The organism is Halomonas litopenaei (assembly GCF_017303055.1).
Taxonomy (GTDB): domain Bacteria; phylum Pseudomonadota; class Gammaproteobacteria; order Pseudomonadales; family Halomonadaceae; genus Halomonas; species Halomonas litopenaei_A.
The window spans coordinates 61265-78430 of the sequence record NZ_JAEKJT010000005.1 but is presented as its reverse complement, the minus strand read 5'-3'; the positions used below and the strand labels follow the sequence as shown (position 1 = coordinate 78430).

The 17166-nt window shown below is 61.9% G+C and carries 14 protein-coding genes and 1 tRNA gene; 10 read left to right on the top strand and 5 right to left on the bottom strand.

The window, feature by feature from the left end; all coding sequences use genetic code 11:
• Positions 1-58 precede the first annotated feature (58 nt).
• Positions 59-1279: a tyrosine-type recombinase/integrase gene (locus tag JF545_RS10470; RefSeq protein WP_035414229.1), complete on the bottom strand. Its 1221-nt coding sequence runs from the start codon at positions 1277-1279 to the stop codon at positions 59-61.
• Positions 1280-1653: 374 nt separating this feature from the next.
• Complete coding sequence (locus JF545_RS10465; protein WP_206941956.1) at positions 1654-2517, bottom strand: YicC/YloC family endoribonuclease; 864 nt, start codon at positions 2515-2517, stop codon at positions 1654-1656.
• 240 nt (positions 2518-2757) lie between these two features.
• Here JF545_RS10465 and rph point away from each other — a divergent pair, with 240 nt between their 5' ends.
• Positions 2758-3495 carry a ribonuclease PH gene (gene rph, locus JF545_RS10460; protein ID WP_206941954.1) on the top strand — a complete coding sequence of 246 codons (738 nt, stop codon included), beginning with the start codon at positions 2758-2760 and terminating at the stop codon, positions 3493-3495.
• A gap of 118 nt (positions 3496-3613) precedes the next feature.
• Here rph and JF545_RS10455 read toward each other — a convergent pair whose 3' ends face one another.
• Positions 3614-4381, bottom strand: a complete 768-nt coding sequence (locus JF545_RS10455) for an exodeoxyribonuclease III (RefSeq protein WP_206941952.1) — start codon at positions 4379-4381, stop codon at positions 3614-3616.
• A 109-nt stretch (positions 4382-4490) separates the two neighbouring features.
• Here JF545_RS10455 and pyrE point away from each other — a divergent pair, with 109 nt between their 5' ends.
• The 3 genes from pyrE (at position 4491) to rep (ending at position 7884) form a co-directional block, all read left to right on the top strand.
• On the top strand, positions 4491-5189 hold the full coding sequence (gene pyrE, locus JF545_RS10450; protein ID WP_206941950.1) for an orotate phosphoribosyltransferase: 699 nt from the start codon (positions 4491-4493) through the stop codon (positions 5187-5189).
• A gap of 95 nt (positions 5190-5284) precedes the next feature.
• On the top strand, positions 5285-5821 hold the full coding sequence (gene trmL, locus JF545_RS10445; protein WP_206941948.1) for a tRNA (uridine(34)/cytosine(34)/5-carboxymethylaminomethyluridine(34)-2'-O)-methyltransferase TrmL: 537 nt from the start codon (positions 5285-5287) through the stop codon (positions 5819-5821).
• A complete protein-coding gene (rep, locus tag JF545_RS10440; RefSeq protein ID WP_206941947.1) occupies positions 5818-7884 on the top strand; it encodes a DNA helicase Rep in 2067 nt (688 codons plus the stop codon). Before trmL ends, rep begins: the two co-directional genes overlap by 4 nt.
• Before the next feature lie 163 nt (positions 7885-8047).
• Here rep and JF545_RS10435 read toward each other — a convergent pair whose 3' ends face one another.
• Entirely contained in the window at positions 8048-8941 is an 894-nt protein-coding gene (locus JF545_RS10435) for a c-type cytochrome (RefSeq protein WP_347401326.1), read from the bottom strand.
• A gap of 243 nt (positions 8942-9184) precedes the next feature.
• Between JF545_RS10435 and JF545_RS10430 the strand changes: the two genes are divergently transcribed.
• Positions 9185-9261, top strand: a tRNA-Arg gene (locus tag JF545_RS10430).
• A 209-nt stretch (positions 9262-9470) separates the two neighbouring features.
• Here JF545_RS10430 and JF545_RS10425 read toward each other — a convergent pair.
• Complete coding sequence (locus tag JF545_RS10425) at positions 9471-11453, bottom strand: nitrate- and nitrite sensing domain-containing protein (protein WP_206941945.1); 1983 nt, start codon at positions 11451-11453, stop codon at positions 9471-9473.
• 435 nt (positions 11454-11888) lie between these two features.
• On the opposite strand from JF545_RS10425, the gene JF545_RS10420 reads away from it, so the two are divergent.
• The 5 genes from JF545_RS10420 to JF545_RS10400 all read left to right on the top strand — a co-directional run bounded on the left by JF545_RS10420 (position 11889) and on the right by JF545_RS10400 (position 17148).
• Positions 11889-12866 carry a DctP family TRAP transporter solute-binding subunit gene (locus JF545_RS10420; protein WP_206941943.1) on the top strand — a complete coding sequence of 326 codons (978 nt, stop codon included), beginning with the start codon at positions 11889-11891 and terminating at the stop codon, positions 12864-12866.
• 5 nt (positions 12867-12871) lie between these two features.
• Entirely contained in the window at positions 12872-13360 is a 489-nt protein-coding gene (locus JF545_RS10415; protein ID WP_206941941.1) for a TRAP transporter small permease, read from the top strand.
• Positions 13357-14640 (top strand): TRAP transporter large permease, encoded by a 1284-nt coding sequence (locus JF545_RS10410; protein WP_206941939.1) that lies wholly within the window; start codon positions 13357-13359, stop codon positions 14638-14640. The genes JF545_RS10415 and JF545_RS10410 overlap by 4 nt, the downstream gene beginning before the upstream one ends.
• Before the next feature lie 5 nt (positions 14641-14645).
• Entirely contained in the window at positions 14646-15389 is a 744-nt protein-coding gene (locus JF545_RS10405; protein WP_206941937.1) for an HpcH/HpaI aldolase/citrate lyase family protein, read from the top strand.
• 64 nt (positions 15390-15453) lie between these two features.
• Positions 15454-17148 (top strand): thiamine pyrophosphate-binding protein, encoded by a 1695-nt coding sequence (locus JF545_RS10400; protein ID WP_315900645.1) that lies wholly within the window; start codon positions 15454-15456, stop codon positions 17146-17148.
• Positions 17149-17166: the final 18 nt, after the last annotated feature.

Genomic DNA, 17166 nt, shown 5'->3' with positions numbered 1-17166 from the left:
GCTTTCTCCAGAATTGGCTCATGAGATGTTGTTGGTGTGTAGAAATTTACGTTGTGAGTTAGGGAAGATTTATTGCAGGGCCAAGAAGATTTGCGACCTTGATAATCGCTTCTTTTCGCTCGTCGAAGTAGTCGTAACGGTCGTAGATGCCTTCGACGCCCTTGAGCTTGTGATTCAAGCAACGCTCCGCGACATGCCCCGGTACACCAACGGCAGCGAGCAAGCTGCGGCAGGTGCGGCGTAGATCATGCACAGTAAACTCGGTGATATCGCCCATCCGGTTCTCTGGTTGCGGCTTCTTGCCAGGCTCCTTGCCAAATAGCTTGGCAATGGCACGATTCAGCGTGTCTTTGCCCATGTGGGCCCGCTTACTGCTGCGGCGATTAGGAAAGACATAGTCCGAGCCGCAGGCACGGATCTTGAGCTCTTCCAGCCAGCCGATGGTTTGCGGTGGGAGGGGAATGACGATCCCGGCGCCTGTCTTACTGCGCTCACCGCTCAGGTTCCACCGGCCGTTCTTAAGGTCGAATTCTGACCACTGGGCTTCGGTAAGTTCGGTCTTACGTACCCCCAGGACGAGCAGTAGCGCGCAGGCGAGGTAGTTGTCGCGGCTGAAGCTGTCGCTATTGTCTCTGAAGGCTTGGAAAACGTTGCGAATCTCATCGAGGCTCAAAACCCTATCGCGGCTTTTCTCAATACCGCCTGCGTCGTTGACGTTGAAAGCGGATGCTGGGTTGTAAGTTAAAATTCCCAGTTTTATGGCGTGGTTGAACATCTGTTTAAGATACATCAGTGTGTCATTAGCTATTGTCGGCCTACCGCTATTTGTTACTCTTCTAATTATTTCACGGATATCAATTGGGGTGACAGCATCCAGCGATCTACCCCCGATGAGGGGCGCCACTTCTTTTTTGTATATCCGCTTTGGGATAGCTGGGTGCTTGAGTCTTCTCTCTAGCTCTGGGTACCAGTCAGCAAACAGGTCCTCCACTGTCCTGATCAAGGCTTGGCTATCGCGTTTGCGTTCCTCGATGGGGTCAAGGCCTTCGCGTATAGACTTCTGGTTTTCAACCGCTTTCGTCCGAGCCTCGGCGAGAGAGAGGTGGGCATGTTTGCCCAGCGTCATCTCACGCCGCTTGCCAAACAGCGTGTATCGCAACATCCAGTAAGGAGTTCCTTTCCTCGGTATCATCAGGTATAGGCCGTTGCCGTCGCTGTAGCGCCCTGCTTTACCCTCCTTGACAAGCGACTGGCTCTTCTTGGCGGTAAGGCTTCCCATTATTTCCTCTCGTCCCCCGCGGAAAATAAAACAAACGACCGTTTGATAACTACTCGGGCTAGGCTTGGGCTAGATAGTCGGCTTAATGTCATATGAGCTCGTCACTGGCGCCTAGTGGGCCTTTTTCCAACGGCATTTAGAGTGCCAGCGGGCACCCCCCCACTTGCTCCCGGTCATGCACTCGGATCGACATAGCTGGGGAGTATCTGTAAGGGTATGTGTCGGAGGGAGGAGAGGCAATACTTTTTCTCCCCGTTTTACTCCCCTATATGATCTGGATTTCCGGGGAGGTTGGTGGAACTTGGTGGACTTCTTGCACCTTTTTTCCATTTAAAAACATTGGTTTAATGGTTTTTGATGGCCTTTGGTGGATTCTACTCGATGTTCTGAATCTGCTCGCGCATCTGCTCGATCAACACCTTCAGTTCCACCGCGCAGCGGGTGGTGTCGGCGACCACGGACTTGGATGACAGGGTGTTGGCTTCGCGGTTCAGTTCCTGCATCAGGAAGTCCAGGCGGCGGCCGATGGGGCCTTTCTGGCGGAGCTGGCGGCCTACCTCGGTGACGTGGGTGTCGAGCCGGTCCAGCTCTTCGGCGACGTCGGCCTTCTGTGCCATCAGCACCACTTCGGCTTCCAGTCGCTGGGGGTCCAGCTCGACCTGCAGGCTGGCGAGCTTGTCTTCCAGCTGAGTGCGCTGACGTTCGAGTATGTCGGGCATTTTTTCCCGGACTTCCGCCACCAGGTCGTGGATTGCGCTCAGCCGCTCCTCGATCAGGGTCTTGAGCTGCTCGCCTTCACGGGCGCGACCTTCCACCAAGTCATTCAGCGCCTGCTGGAACATCTGCTGGGCGGCGGACTTGACCGCCTCGATATCCAGGCCGCTGCTTTCCAGCACCCCCGGATGGCCGAGCATGGCCAGTGCATCAGGCATATGCACTTCAGGAATGACGGCACGCACTTCGCCCAGCGCGGATGACAGTGCTCCCAGGCGTTCGCGGTTGACGCTCAGGCTTGCCCCGGACTCGCTTGCCTCGAAGCGCAGCGTGCATTCGATCTTGCCCCGGGCCAGGCGCTTGCGCAGGGCGTCGCGAAAGCTGGGTTCCAGGTCTCGCAGGGCTTCCGGCAGGCGAAAGTGTGGTTCCAGGTAGCGCTGGTTCACGCTGCGCAACTCGAGCTGCAGGCTACCCCAGTCGGCTTCCAGGTCCTGGCGCGAGAAGGCGGTCATGCTGTGAACCATGGTGATCTCCTGATTGGGCGGCTGCGGCAGTGGTGGCAACGGGGACGGACACCAGGACAGGGCGCGGCTCATGCCTTTGGCTGATGGCGGTTGTCTGGTGGTTCTCGGCAGTGTACCCGATTCGTCGGCCAAGGCGTGTAGAATGGTCGGCCCTGTTTTCATTCCATGATCGGTGTCGTCGCCCCGGTCAGGTCGCGTTGTCTACCTGGCCCAGGCGTGATGTCGACCAAGAGAGGTGCCATGTCCTCCGACATTCGTCGTCCCAGCGGACGCGCTTTTGATCAGACCCGCGAGATTCGCCTGACCCGTGACTATACCCGCCATGCCGAGGGCTCGGTATTGGTGGAATTCGGCGATACCAAGGTACTGTGCAACGCCAGCGTCGAGGCCGGTGTGCCCCGTTGGCTGCGAGGCAAGAAGCAGGGCTGGGTGACGGCCGAATACGGCATGCTGCCCCGGGCCACCCACTCACGCAGCGGACGCGAGGCGTCACGCGGCAAGCAGGGCGGTCGCACCCTGGAAATCCAGCGCCTGATTGGACGCTCGTTGCGCGCCTCGGTCAATCTCAAGAAGCTTGGCGAGTTCACCATTACCGTGGACTGCGACGTGATCCAGGCCGATGGCGGCACTCGCACCGCTTCCATCACCGGTGGCTGTGTGGCACTGATCGACGCGGTTCGCTACCTGCAGCGAGAAAAGCTGATCAAGACCGATCCCTTCGAGCAGCTGGTCAGCTCGGTGTCGGTGGGGCTCTACCGCGGTCAGCCGGTGGTGGATCTCGACTACCCGGAAGACTCCAGTGCCGATACCGACATGAACGTGGTACTGAGCGAAGCGGGTGAGCTGATCGAAGTACAGGGCACGGCCGAGTCAGGCACCTTCTCCCGCGCTCAGCTCAACGCCATGCTCGACCTGGCCGAGAAAGCCGGTCATGAGCTGTTCGAGCATCAGCGCGAGGCACTGGGCAACCGTAGCTGAGTGCCGACCATCCAGCGGTGGCGCCACCCAAACGATGACGCCGGCCCCCCATCTTCACAGGGGGCCGGCGTTTTCGTGCCAGGCCCCGGACCAGGGCCTGACGGCGACGTAGGGAGGCTTACAGCTGCAGATCGTACTCGACGATCAACGGTGCGAATTCAGAGAAGGTCGCATCGTAGTCGATCCAGGCATCGGTGATATGCCGGCGGAAGTTCGGCCCGACGATCTGGTAGTCCAGGCGCCAGCCCTCCTGGCGGGAGCGCGGCTGATCCTGATCCAGCGCCGGCCACCAGGTGTATTCATCACCATCGCGGTTGATCTCGCGGAAGGTATCGATGAAGCCGGTGGGGCCGAACACCTGGTCCATCCAGGCGCGCTCTTCGGCCTTGAAGCCAGGCGTCGTCTGGTTGTCCGACCAGTTGGCCAGATCGATGGTCTTGTGGGCGATATGCCAGGTGCCGCAGATGATGTACTCGCGACGTTTGCGAGCCATCTTGGACAGATATTCCTGGTACTGCGCCATGAATGCCTGCTTGGCGGCGGGGTCGCTGCCATCAGGCATCAGGAAACTGGCGATCGAGAAGCGATCGTAGTCGGCCTGCAAGAAGCGGCCTTCGTGGTCGCACTGGGGAAAGCCCAGGCCGTACATGATGGCCTTGGGGATTTTGCGGCAGTAAAGTCCGACCCCTGCAAAACCGTCCTGCTCGGCGTCGAGGAAGTAGCCCTCGTAGCCCTCAGGGTAAAGAATGCTGTCGTCCAGCTCGAAGCTTTTGGCCTTGATGTTCTGGACGCAGACAACGTCGGCGTCCTGGTTGGCAAGCCAGTCGAGAAAGCCTCGACCGACGGCCTCGCGGATGCCGTTCACATTGATAGTGGCGATTTTCATACGTGGTCCCTTTTGCGTCGCGCGTGTATGATACCCGACGTTTCGACGTTTGGGTAAATGGCCGTTCGAGAAAAACGTGATAAGGCCAGGCAATTGGACAGGAGGCCTCGTGGCTGACAAGGCACCACAACAGCCAGGCGCGGCGCGCCTTCACCCCTACCAGCGGGAATTCATCGAATTCGCCATCGGCGAGGGCGTACTCAGCTTTGGCGAGTTCACCCTGAAGTCCGGGCGGGTGAGCCCGTACTTCTTCAATGCCGGCCTGTTCAAGACCGGGCGTGCTCTGGCCAGTCTCGGCCGCTTCTATGCCAAGGCCATCGAGCACAGCGGTATCGACGCCGACGTCCTGTTTGGCCCCGCTTACAAAGGCATCTCCCTGGCTGCCACCACGGCAGTGGCATTGGCCGATCATCATGACCGCGACATGCCCTTTGCGTTCAATCGCAAGGAGGCCAAGGATCATGGTGAGGGCGGTAACATCGTGGGGGCCGCGCTGTCTGGCCGCATCATGATCATCGATGACGTGATCACCGCGGGTACCGCGATTCGCGAGGTGATGGGCCTGATCGACGGCGCCGGTGCTCAGGCGGCGGGCGTGGTAGTCGCGCTGGATCGTCAGGAGCGCGCCAGCGACGACACCGACAAGAGCGCTATCCAGCAGGTCAAGGCCGAGTTTGGCATCCCGGTGGTCAGCATCGTGGGGCTCGACCAGGTATTGGCTTACCTCGAAGAAACCGGGGGCGATACCCTCCAGGTTCACGCCGACGCCATTCGCGCCTATCGCGAACGCTATGGGGTCAGCGCCTGACGCTTGTTCGCATCCCTGCGCCGAGGCCTGTGTCCACCGAGGGCCTCGGTGATCTCCCTGCCTCACATCGTCCTCCGCCATCCTGGTGATGTCTCATGCTCGACGTGGTGCTGTATCAACCCGAAATTCCGCCGAATACCGGCAATCTGATTCGGCTGTGCGCCAATACCGGATTTCGTCTGCACCTTATTGAGCCGCTAGGTTTCACCCTAGACGATAAGCGGCTCAAGCGCTCGGGCCTGGACTACCATGAATGGGCCAGGGTCAGGGTGCACGCCGACTGGGATGCCTTCGTCGGTGAGGTGGCGCCAGAGCGCATCTTTGCCGTCTCCACCCGTGGACGTCGCGGCTACCACGAGCCCGACTATCGCGCTGGTGACGCCCTGGTATTCGGCCCCGAGACTCGCGGCCTGCCTCAGGCCATGCTCGATGCGCTGCCCGCGTCTCAGCGCCTGCGCATCCCGATGCTCGAGGATAGTCGTAGTCTGAACCTGTCCAATGCCTGTGCGGTGCTGGTGTTTGAAGCCTGGCGACAGCTCGACTTTGCCGGTGCGCTGCAGCTGGACCCGGTATCCGAAGCGCCGCAGGCGGTCAATGCAGGTGCCCATGGCGGCGCCCAGGAAGACGCATGAACGCTCCCGTGAAGACCATCCGTGAACGTATTCGGGGCCTCAACCCGCGTCAGCGTGAGGCCGTCCACTACATCGATGGGCCTTGTCTGGTCTTGGCCGGCGCCGGTTCCGGTAAAACCAGCGTGATCACCACCAAGATCGCTTACCTGATCCAGGAATGCGGCATGAGTGCCCGCCGTATTGCCGCGGTGACCTTTACCAACAAGGCAGCCCGGGAAATGAAGGAGCGGGTCAGCTCGATGCTGCAGGGTCGCGAGGGCCACGGCCTTACCGTCTCCACCTTTCATACCCTTGGCCTCAATATCATTCGCGGTGAGCTCAAGGCGCTGGGCTACAAGCCGGGCTTTTCGCTGTTCGACCCGGAAGATGCCAAGGCGCTGCTGCGCGACCTGATGAACAAGGATGCCCAGGTCGACGCCGACCAGATCAATCAGGTCCAGGCGGTGATCTCCAACTGGAAGAATGACCTGGTGCTGCCGGGGCAGGCGCTGTCCCATGCCGCCACGGAAGACGAACAGTATGCGGCGCGGGTCTATGAGGCCTATGTGCGTCACCTCAAGGCGTACAACGCGGTGGACTTCGATGACCTGATCCTGCTGCCGGTGGTGCTGCTGCGTGACGATCCTGAGGCGCTGGCGCGCTGGCGGCGCAAGATTCACTACATGCTGGTAGATGAATATCAGGACACCAACGTCAGCCAGTACATGCTGGTGCGCATGCTGATGTCCGAGCGCCAGACCTTTACCGTGGTTGGCGATGACGACCAGTCCATCTACGCCTGGCGCGGCGCCAGGCCGGAAAACCTGGTCACCCTGGGGGAGGATTTTCCGCGGCTTAACGTCATCAAGCTGGAGCAGAACTATCGCTCCACCGGCATCATCCTGCGCGCCGCCAACACGCTGATCGCCAACAACCCCCACGTCTACGACAAGACCCTGTGGTCGGACATGGGCCAGGGCGATCCCATTCGTGTGGTGGTCACACGCCACGAGGAAGCCGAGACCGAGCGTGTGGCCAGCGAGATCCTGACCCGGCGAATCAAGGAGCGCGCCGAATGGCGGGACTTCGCGGTGCTCTACCGGGGCAACTTCCAGGCGCGCCTTCTGGAGTTGAAGCTGCAGCACTACCAGATTCCGTACAAGCTGTCCGGCGGCACCTCGTTTTTCTCCCGTGGCGAGATCAAGGACGCCATGGCCTACCTGCGGCTGCTGATCAATCCAGCAGACGACAATGCGTTCCTGCGAATCGTCAACGTGCCGCGCCGCGAGATCGGCCCGACGACACTTGAGAAGCTCGCCAACTACGCCACCGAGCGGGGCGTATCGCTGTTTGCCGCCTGCCATGAGCTGGGGCTTGCCGAACAGTTGCCGGCCCGCGCGGTGGAGCGCCTGACACGCTTTACCCACTTCATCGACGGCGTACGTCGACGGATGGATCAGGGCGACGCCATCGCGGCCATTCGCGAGATGATGCGCGAGATGGACTACGAGGCCTGGCTCTATCAGAACGCCAGTGCTCCCACCATTGCCGAGCGTCGCATGGCCAACGTGTGGATCCTGATCGACCAGCTGGAAAAGTCGATGCAGTCGGACCCTGAGGAAAACACCGCCAGCACCGATACCGAGACGGACGACGTGGAGTCAGCCATTTCGCGCCTGGTGCTGCGTGACATCCTCGAACAGCAGGCCGAAGAGGATGACTCGGACAGGGTGCAGCTATTGACCATGCACGCGTCAAAAGGCCTCGAGTTTCCCCACGTCTACCTGATGGGGTTGGAGGAGGAGCTGCTGCCCCACCGAAACTCCATCGAAGCCGGCACGGTGGAAGAAGAGCGCCGCCTCGCGTATGTGGGCATCACCCGCGCCCGACGTACCCTGACCATGACCCTGGCCCGCCAGCGCAAGGCCTACGGTGAGCTGATGGACTGTGTGCCCAGTCGCTTCCTGGATGAACTGCCGCCGGATGACCTGGAGTGGGAAGGGCGCGCCGACCGGGAGGACCCGGATCGCAAGCAGGAGCGTGGCAAGAGCGCGATTGCGGGGCTTCGCTCGCTACTGGATTAACGTTATCCACACCCCTTTTTCGTGGTAGGCGGTGTGGATAAAGGGTTGCGGTGAAATGATTGGGGTGAAGGGTAGCGCCAACGACGGCGGGGCGCCCTTGGGCGCCCCGCCGCATCTCGTGATGAGATAGCCAGTCATGAGCTGGCCAGTGATGAGTCAGCCCTTACTGGACCATGTAGTGAACCGCGGCCTTGATCTCATCGTCGGACAGGCTCGGATTGCCTCCCTTGGGCGGCATGGCATTGAAGCCGTTGATGGCGTGGTCGTACAGGGTCTCGAAGCCCTGGGCCAGACGCGGCTCCCAGGCGGCAGCATCACCGCGCACCGGGGCGCCAGCGATACCCGCCTCATGGCAGGCCATGCAGATACCACCGTAGACCGCAGCGCCGTCAATGGCGGCAACAGCGGGATCCATCTCCGCCGCAGCGCCGTCAGCTGCCGCTTCGTCGTTTGCTGCCTGGTCTTCCACTGCCTGGTCTTGCACTGCAGGATCGCTGGCGGCGGTGTCAGCGGCAGCCGTGTCCTCAGCCGCCGTCTCTTCTGACGCGGTAGGATCTTCTGACGCAGTAGCGTCTGCCGAGGCATCTTCGGTGGCGGCTGCGTCGGCTGCCGGCACGTCCATCACCGGTTCCACCAGGTAGGCCACCGCTGCATGGACTTCCTCGTCGGACAGGTTGGGGTTGCCGCCGCGGGCAGGCATGGCATTGAAGCCATTCAGCGCATGATCCAACAGCGTGTCGAAGCCTTTGGTGGTGCGCTCGGCCCAGGCGGCTTCGTCGCCGCGCTTGGGCGCGCCGGCGACGCCGGTATCATGGCAGGCCATGCAGATGCTGCCATAGACGGCTTCGCCGTCGGCGCCACCCGATGCACCTCCGCCGTCGCCCCCTGCTGCCGCCATGGCCGCGCTGCCGCAGTCCTGGCCCTCGAGGCAGAGCGATCCCACCGGTGCCAGGCGCTCGGCCATGGCGTCCCGTGCGGCGTCGTCCTGCGCCATTGCCTGGCTTGTGGCCAGGCCCAGGGTGATCAGGCACCCCAAGATCAGCTTGCTGGATTTCACTCTCACCACCTCTAGTGACGGTCTACTGAATCACAGTTTTTGTATCGGTGGCGCCGAGCTCTTGATACCCCCTCGCCGGGCGTCACGCTGTGCCGGCAGTATAGCGACAACGCTGAAAGCGGGAAAATGCCCCACCCTGGCGCAAAGGCGCGCGATAGCCCGTAGCGTGCGCCATCGGGTGGACACTGAGTGGCGCCCGATGTAGGATATGGCTCGCCGTGTGGCAGCTGTCCACGGCATCGCGCGCCCTTAGCTCAGCTGGATAGAGCGTTGCCCTCCGGAGGCAAAGGTCAAAGGTTCGAATCCTTTAGGGCGCGCCATAGAATTCAAAGGCTTACGACACGTTCGTAAGCCTTTTTTCGTTTCGGGAGAAGGGGCGTTTCAGGCTTGCTGGCGGTCCTTCTGAGCTGTGCAGAGCAAGGCTTTCATACGCGTCCCATCTGCTTGAAACAGCGGGTTTTCTGATCGAAAGAGCACGTTTTGCTCGATGTTTGACCTGACCGAGAGTCAGCGCTTTCGATGATCCAGGTCATGTTTGTAGTGACGAAGACGACGCATCTGCCAGCAGTGAGGCGCTGTCCGTCCTCAAGTGGCTGGCCGAGTCGTCTACCTTGAAGCGCCCCACCAATGCGGCCATCTCACGGGCGCGTTGATCCAGCGCCTGGCCTGCCGCCGCCACCCTTACCACAAGGTTGGCGTTTTGCTGGGTCACGTCTTCCAGCTGTGCCAGTGCCTGGTTGACCTGCTCAATGCCCAGAGACTGCTCGCTAGCGGCGATCGATATTTCGGAGACCAGCGTCGCCGTGCGTTGGGCATGCTCCGAAATGGTGTCCAGGGCCTCGCTGGTAGATACCACCAGCTGCTCCCCCCGATCGACTCGCTGCGTGTTCGTGTTGATCAACTGGCGGATGAGGGTGGCCTCCTCCGCACAACGACTGGCCAGCTTCTGGACCTCCGAGGCCACCACGGAAAATCCTCGTCCTTGATCACCGGCACGTGCCGCTTCGACAGAGGCGTTAAGGGCAAGGATATTGGTCTGGAAGGCAATATCGTCTATCGCTTCCACGATCTTGGTGACCTCCTTGTTGGCGTCACGTATGTCTGCCATGGCCTCACGGGTCTGGGCGGCATTGTGGCTGACGTTACTGGCTCGACTGGCCACCTCTTGGGTCATTGCCTGGGCCTGCTGAGCGGAGTCCGAGGTCTGTTTCACGGTCGCCGTGATCTGTTCCATGCTGGAAGCGGTCTCGACCAGTGAGGCGGCCTGCTGCTCCGTTCTGCTGGCCAGGTCCTGATTGTCCCGGGCAATCTCGCCACTCACCGCCTCGACGGCACTGGAACCGCGCTTCAGGTTGATCACCAGGCTCGCCATGTTGCTCAAGGCGCCGTTGAAGGCCCGATACAGTGTCGACAGTTCATCGGCGCCAGCCACCTCCAGGCGCTTGGTCAGGTCATCTTTCTGTTTGCTGATCTCCGCCACCGCGGTCGACAGTGGCCGCACCACGCTGCGTGCCGTGATGAGCGAGAAGCTCAGGGTGATGATCACCACCGCCAGCATGACAAGCCCTTGGTAGATCAGTTGCTCGAGGGCTTGTTGCTGAAGGTGTTCGGTCGTCTCGTAGAGCGTCTGCTCGGTATTCATGGCAACGTCTTTCAGGCCATCGATGAAGGCTGTCTGGGCGTCGAACCAGGTGTGGGGATCGATACCGAAGCCACCATTGGTCGACTTGTCGAAGACCACCTCGCGCATGGTGGTGAGCTCTGTGCCCAGAGGACTGTCGAGCAACTCCTGCAGCGCGAGCTGGCTGTCCTGTGGAGACAGCTCAAGGAAGTTCTTCCTGTGGACGTCGGATTTCACGATCAGCGCGAGGAGTTTTCTGAACATGCTGGTCGACAGGGAGTCGGCGCTGAAGGCAGCGGCCAGCACCGCACGCTCGATCCCGGCAAGCTCCTTGATGTTCAGCAGATCGTAGTAGCCAGTCAATTGCCGCGAGACGTCGCCCTGATCAATGCCGAAGGTCTCCTTGGCGACGATGTCGATCAGCGCCTCGTTGATCGCGCTGTAAGCATCCGTGACGTCCTCGGCACTTGCCGCGAGGTTGTCGGCGCGCTGGCGCAGCTGGTCCGTCTTCTGGAGCAGGCTCAGTGCATGCTTGACCTGCGACTCAACCCTGGCGTCGTGATGAGAAAAGTCGATTGCAGCGACATGGTCGTTAAAGGCATCCGCTTCGACGCTGGTTGCCTGCCGCTGTCCAGGCAGCTCCGTGCGGTAGTTGACGCCATGGCTGCTGACAAAGGCGGCGGTCATGCCCCGCTCACGCTGAAGCTGATGCACCAGGTTGCCCGCATATCTGCTGAGAGTGGCCATCTCCTGCAGATCCTCCATCTCGGCCACGACTGCCTTGCGGTCCATGACCGTCGTGATGGTGATCCATGTGATGGCCAACAAGGGAATAGACAGCACGAGGAGGAATTTACCTCCCATGCTCAGGCGATTGAGAAGTGATGTCATGGGTACGGGCTCGCGATGAAAGAGTGCTATCGCCTGTCGCAGGGAGGAAGTGGCGAGTGCTCACTTCCCCCATGACGGCAGCAGGTAGCGGTGATGCGAGGGTTATCGACCTGTGATGAAGCAAGGTTGAGGAGCTTGTGCCATTGCCGCTGGGCGGCATGATCTGAGTCACCGGAACGGGCTTTTTACACCGAAGAGGTAGTGCGTTTTCTTCACTGGTAGCGTTAGCCGTCGCCGTGTCGCAGCGCGTTGTCCTGCCTGTGGAGCAGCGGGTGGCCGACATGCGGTGACGGTCTTGAATAAGCCATGCTTATTCAAAGAATAAAATCTCGAAAATTGTCTTATACATCCCCCTGTCCGACTCTCTTGTGATGCCGGTAGGCCTGCGTCCTGCTGGTCCCGTTCCCACAATCACAACATCACTCGGGCAGACTCATGAACTCAAGAACACTTGGTGTGCTGGCGCTTGGCGCCTTTGCCGGACTGTCTTCTTCCGCTCACGCTCTCGATATCAAGCTGGGCCACGTGCTGGCACCCACCCATAGCTGGCATATCGCCGCGGAAGGCTTCGCCGACGACGTGCGCGAGGCGACCGAAGGGCGCGTCAACTTCCAGGTCTTTCCCAGTGGCCAGCTCGGCAACGAGAAGACCATGGTGGAAGGCATGCAGATTGGCAGCGTTCCGGCGGGAGTCATCGGGTGCGGCTCCTTCCAGCCGCTTGATGCACGCTTTGGCATCGTCGAGCTGCCCTATTCCTGGGCGGACCGCGAAGACGCCTATGCCGCCTACGACGGTGACCTGGGTAGCGCGCTGGAAGAGATCGCCGCGGGCTACAACATGAAGATTCTGTCCTGGTGGGAAAACGGTTTCCGCCACGTCACCAACAACCGCGCCCCGGTGGAAACGCCCGAGGACCTGGCCGGCCTCAAGATTCGGGTGACTCCGGACAAGATGCGCCTGGACACCTTTACCGCCCTTGGCGCGAGCCCCGCTCCCCTGTCCTTTGGTGAGCTCTACTCGGCACTCCAGCAAGGCGTGTTCGACGCTCAGGAGAATCCGCTGTCCATCATCCACTCCTCGTCGTTCTTCGAGGTGCAGGACTATGTCTCGTTGACCGGACATGTCTGGGCGCCCGCCTGCCTGACCGTTGCCAATACGGTATGGCAGCGACTGTCCGAGGAGGATCAGACGGTCGTCCAGACGCTGGCGAACCAGTGGCGGGATGAGCAGCGTCGCATGACCCAGGAAGATGACTCGCGCCTGGTGGCCGAGCTCGAAGCAGAAGGCATGAGCGTCAACCAGGTCGATACCGCGCCCTTCAATGCGGCGGTACAGGGTGTCTGGTCAGACTACGAAGACGTGTTCGGCAGCGAGCTGATGGGTCTGGTCAAGCGCTATCGTGAAGGTCAGTGAGCCCCATGGGACTCGCGACTCTCGCTCGTTTCGTCTCGCGCCTGAGCCTGGCGCTTGCCGGTATCGGTGCCGCCATGCTGGCGGCACTGGTGGCCTACTCGGTGTTCATGCGCTGGGTGGTAGGGGCACCGCCACACTGGGCAGAAGAGCTGCCCCAGCTGGTACTGGTCTGGACGGCTCTGCTGGCCGGAATCGCCTGCACCCACAAGCGCAGCCATCTGAATGCCGGTCTGCTGCCGCTGTTGGTCACTGCCCCTTCACTACGCCGCGTGATCACGCGCATGACCGACCTTTTGCTGTTGGTCATGCTGCTGATACTGGCCAAGGCCGGGTGGGACCTGGCCTGGTTGACCATGTCCCAGACCACCACCGCGCTGCAGCTGCCGGCCGGGCTGGTCTACCTGTCGGTCCCGGTCTGCTGTGGGGCGATGGCGTTGATGCAGTGTGGCCACGTGCTGGCCCCAGCGCCGGTGACTGAGGAGCGTGCATCATGACCCTGGGAGCCCTGACCCTGGTGGGCGTTTTCGCCCTGGCCATCCTGATCGACATTCCGATTGCCTTCGGCCTGATCCTGGCGGTGCTGTCGTACCTGCTGATGTTCGGTGCCGCGCCAATGATGGTATCGGCCCAGCAGTTCGTGGCCGGCATGGAAAGCTTCACCCTGCTCGCCATTCCGCTGTTCGTGCTGGCCGCCCAGCTGATGAACCATGCAGGTCTGACCCAGCGCCTGGTGCGCCTGTGCATGGCTCTGGTGGGCGATATCAAGGGCGGACTGGCGGTAGTGGCGGTGCTGGCGTGCATGATGTTCGGTGCGCTGTCTGGCTCCGGCGTGGCTGACGTCATTGCCATCGGCAGCATGCTGCTGCCGGCGATGCAGCGCAGCGGCTATCACCGTGGCTTCAGCAGTGCCCTGGTCGGTACTGCCAGCTCCATCGGTACGGTCATACCGCCCAGCATCGTCATGATTGTCTACGGTACGACCTCCAACACCTCCGTCGGCAAACTGTTCATGGGCGGTGTGATCCCCGGGCTGCTGCTGACCCTGGCCCTGGTAGGCGTGGCCATCTACGTCTCTCGGCGCAACGGCTGGAGCGGCGGCACCCGGCCCGAGCCAGGCGAGCGTCGCCGGGCATTCATTGCCGCCTTGCCGGCCCTGCTGGTACCTGTGCTGATTATCGGAGGCATTCGGTTTGGCGTCTTCACGCCTACCGAGGCGGCTGCCTCGGCCATCGTCTACGCGCTGATCGTCGGCACCCTGATCTACCGCAGCCTGAGTCTCAAGGACATCGTCGACAGTGTCATCGCCACCGCCGAGACCTCCGGGGCGATCCTGATCATCATCGGGGCGGCCGGCATGTTTGCCTGGGGTTTGACCTACGAGCAGGTGCCCCAGGCCATCGCCGCGCTGATTGGTGACATCACCGACAGCCGCTACGGCGTATTGCTGCTGCTGACCGCCGTGTTGCTGGTGCTCGGCTCCTTCATGGAGAGCATCGCGATCATCATCATTGTCACCCCTATCGTGATGCCGCTGCTCGGTCAGTATGGCATTGACCCGGTCCACTTCGGGGTGCTGCTGACGGTGAATCTGGCGATTGGTGCGAATACTCCGCCACTGGGTGTCGACCTGATGGCTGCCTGCCGTATTGCCGGTATCAGCGTCATGGAGTCGCTGCGCTATCTGGGACTGATGCTGGGGGCCATGGTGGCGGTGCTGCTGCTGATTACCTTCGTGCCGGACATCGTCCTGTTCCTGCCCAACTTGATGGAGTGACCGTCATGAGTGCCACGACGTCGATCAGCGCTCCTCTCAGCGCCTGCCGTAGCTGGCTGTTCGTGCCAGGACATGACCCGCAGCGTCTGGAAGAGGCGCTGGCAAGTGGCGCCGAGGCGATCATTGTCGACCTGGAGGAGTTCACCCCCGCGCCGCAGCGGTCCCGTGCCTGCATCGACTTTGCGTCCTTTGCCGAGCGTTGCCGTCAGCGGGGGCGCCTGCCCATGGCGCGCATCAACCCGCTGGCTCAAGGCGGTGATGGCGAACTGGCGGTGCTGATGCGTGGGCTGCCGGCCGCCATCTTCCTGCCCCAGGTCGAGTCGTCCATGGACATCGTGCTGCTGGCGATGGCCATGGCACGGGAAGAGCGCCGCGGCCGCCTGGAGCAGGGGTCGACGGCGCTGATTCCGACATTGGAGAGCCGCGTTGGCGTGCAAGCCGCCCAGCACATCCTCAAGGCCAGCCCAAGAGTCACGGCGGCGCTGCTGGGTACCGGCGACCTGTCTCGGGATCTGGGGGTGGCCGCCGACGCTGACGTGAGTCACCGCGTCCAGGTGCTGGCCCCCTGGCGCGAGCGCTTCTTCGCCGCCTGTGCCGAGGCCCAGTGCCTGGCCATCGATGGCCCATGGCCCTATCCGCAGGGCATCGACGACGATCTGGCCTGGGCCAGGTCCCGTGGCATTCGCGCGCGCTGTGTGGTGCTGCCAGACCAGGTGGCCACCGTTCATCGCGTCCTCGGTGACGCCTGAATTGCCTTTTCATACCAACAACGATATCGAGAACTCTGACATGAGCCAGCCAGCGACAACTGCCGTGACTTCTGCCTCTCAACCACGCCGCAACGGTGGTCAGATCCTGATGGATCAACTGCGGTTACACGGCGCGCGCCGAGTCTTTCTGGTGCCTGGTGAAAGCTATCTACCGTGCATTGATGCCTTGAACGAGCACCGTGGTGCCATCGACCCCATCGTCTGTCGACAGGAAAGCGGCGCGGCCTATATGGCCGAGGCCTACGGCAAGCTGACCAACGAGCCCGGCATCTGCTTCGTCACACGAGGACCCGGAGCCACCAACGCGTCCATCGGCGTGCATACCGCTTACCAGGACTCCACGCCGATGATTCTGTTCGTCGGCCAGGTGGGGAATGATTTCGTGGAGCGCGAGGCCTTCCAGGAGATCGACTACCGTCGCATGTTTGGCCCCATGGCCAAGTGGGTGGCGCAGATTGATGCCACCGATCGCATTCCCGAGTACATTGCCCGTGCCTACCGCGTGGCCACCAGCGGTCGACCGGGGCCGGTGGTGCTGGCGCTGCCCGAAGACACCCTGTGGGGCGAAGCGGAGGTTGCTGACGCCCGGCCCATGGCAGCCTTGCATAGCTATCCCTCACGCGATCAGTTGGCTGAACTGAAGGCACGCCTGGCCGAGGCCGAGCGTCCTTTCCTGTTGATTGGCGGCAGCGGCTGGACGAGCGAGGCCCAGGCGCAAATGGTCGCCTTTGCCGAGCGCTTCGACTTGCCGGTGGGCGTCGCCTGGCGCCGGCTGGAATGCTATGACCAGCACGATGAACGGTTCGCCGGACATGTCGGCTTTGCCATGGACGACGCCCTGCGCGAGCGCCTGAAACACAGCGACCTGCTGATCGCTGTCGGCACTCGCATGGGGGAGGCGACCAGCGAAGGCTACTCCTGGATTCAGTCGCCGAGTCCCCGCCAGACGCTGGTGCATGTCTATCCGGACCCGGAGGAGTTGGGCCGGGTCTATCATGCTGACCTCGCGATCAACGCTGACGTGGTCGGATTTGCCAGCGGCCTGGACGCGCTGGCCCCTGATGCGCCGCCACGTTGGGCCGAGCAGACCCGTGCCGCCCGTGCCGATTATCTGGCAACCCTTGAGCCGCAGCCCGCGCCGGGACCGCTGAGCCTCGACCGTGTCGCTTGCAGCGTGGACCGTCGGCTGCAGGGACAGGGCTGCGTCACGGTGGGGGCAGGCAACTACGCGCTTTATGCCCACCGCTACGTGCGCTTTTCCGGCCTCGGCAGCTCACTGGCGCCGACCGTAGGGTCAATGGGCTACGGGCTGCCGGCCGCGATCTCATACAAGCTTGAATACCCTGATCGTCCTGCCGTGTGCTTCGCCGGGGACGGCTGCTTCCAGATGAACCTGCAGGAGCTGGGGGTCGCACTGCAGTATGGCGTGGGTATCGTGGTGCTGGTGTTCAACAACGGCATGTGGGGCACCATTCGCGCCCATCAGGAAAATGACTTTCCGGGGCGTGAGATTGCGCTGACCTTTACCAACCCGGCGTTTACCACCCTGGTGGAGTCCTACGGTGGCCTGGGCGAAGTCGTTGAGCGTGACGCGGACTTCGACGGCGCCTTTGAGCGTGCTTTGGCCTACGCCGAGCGTGAGCGGCGCCCAGCCTTGATCGAGCTGCGCTACGAAACCGACGGCATCGCCCCCGGCAAACGTCTAAGCGCGATTCGCGAGGCGGCCCTGAGCCGGTGATAGCCCTGCTTATAGCCC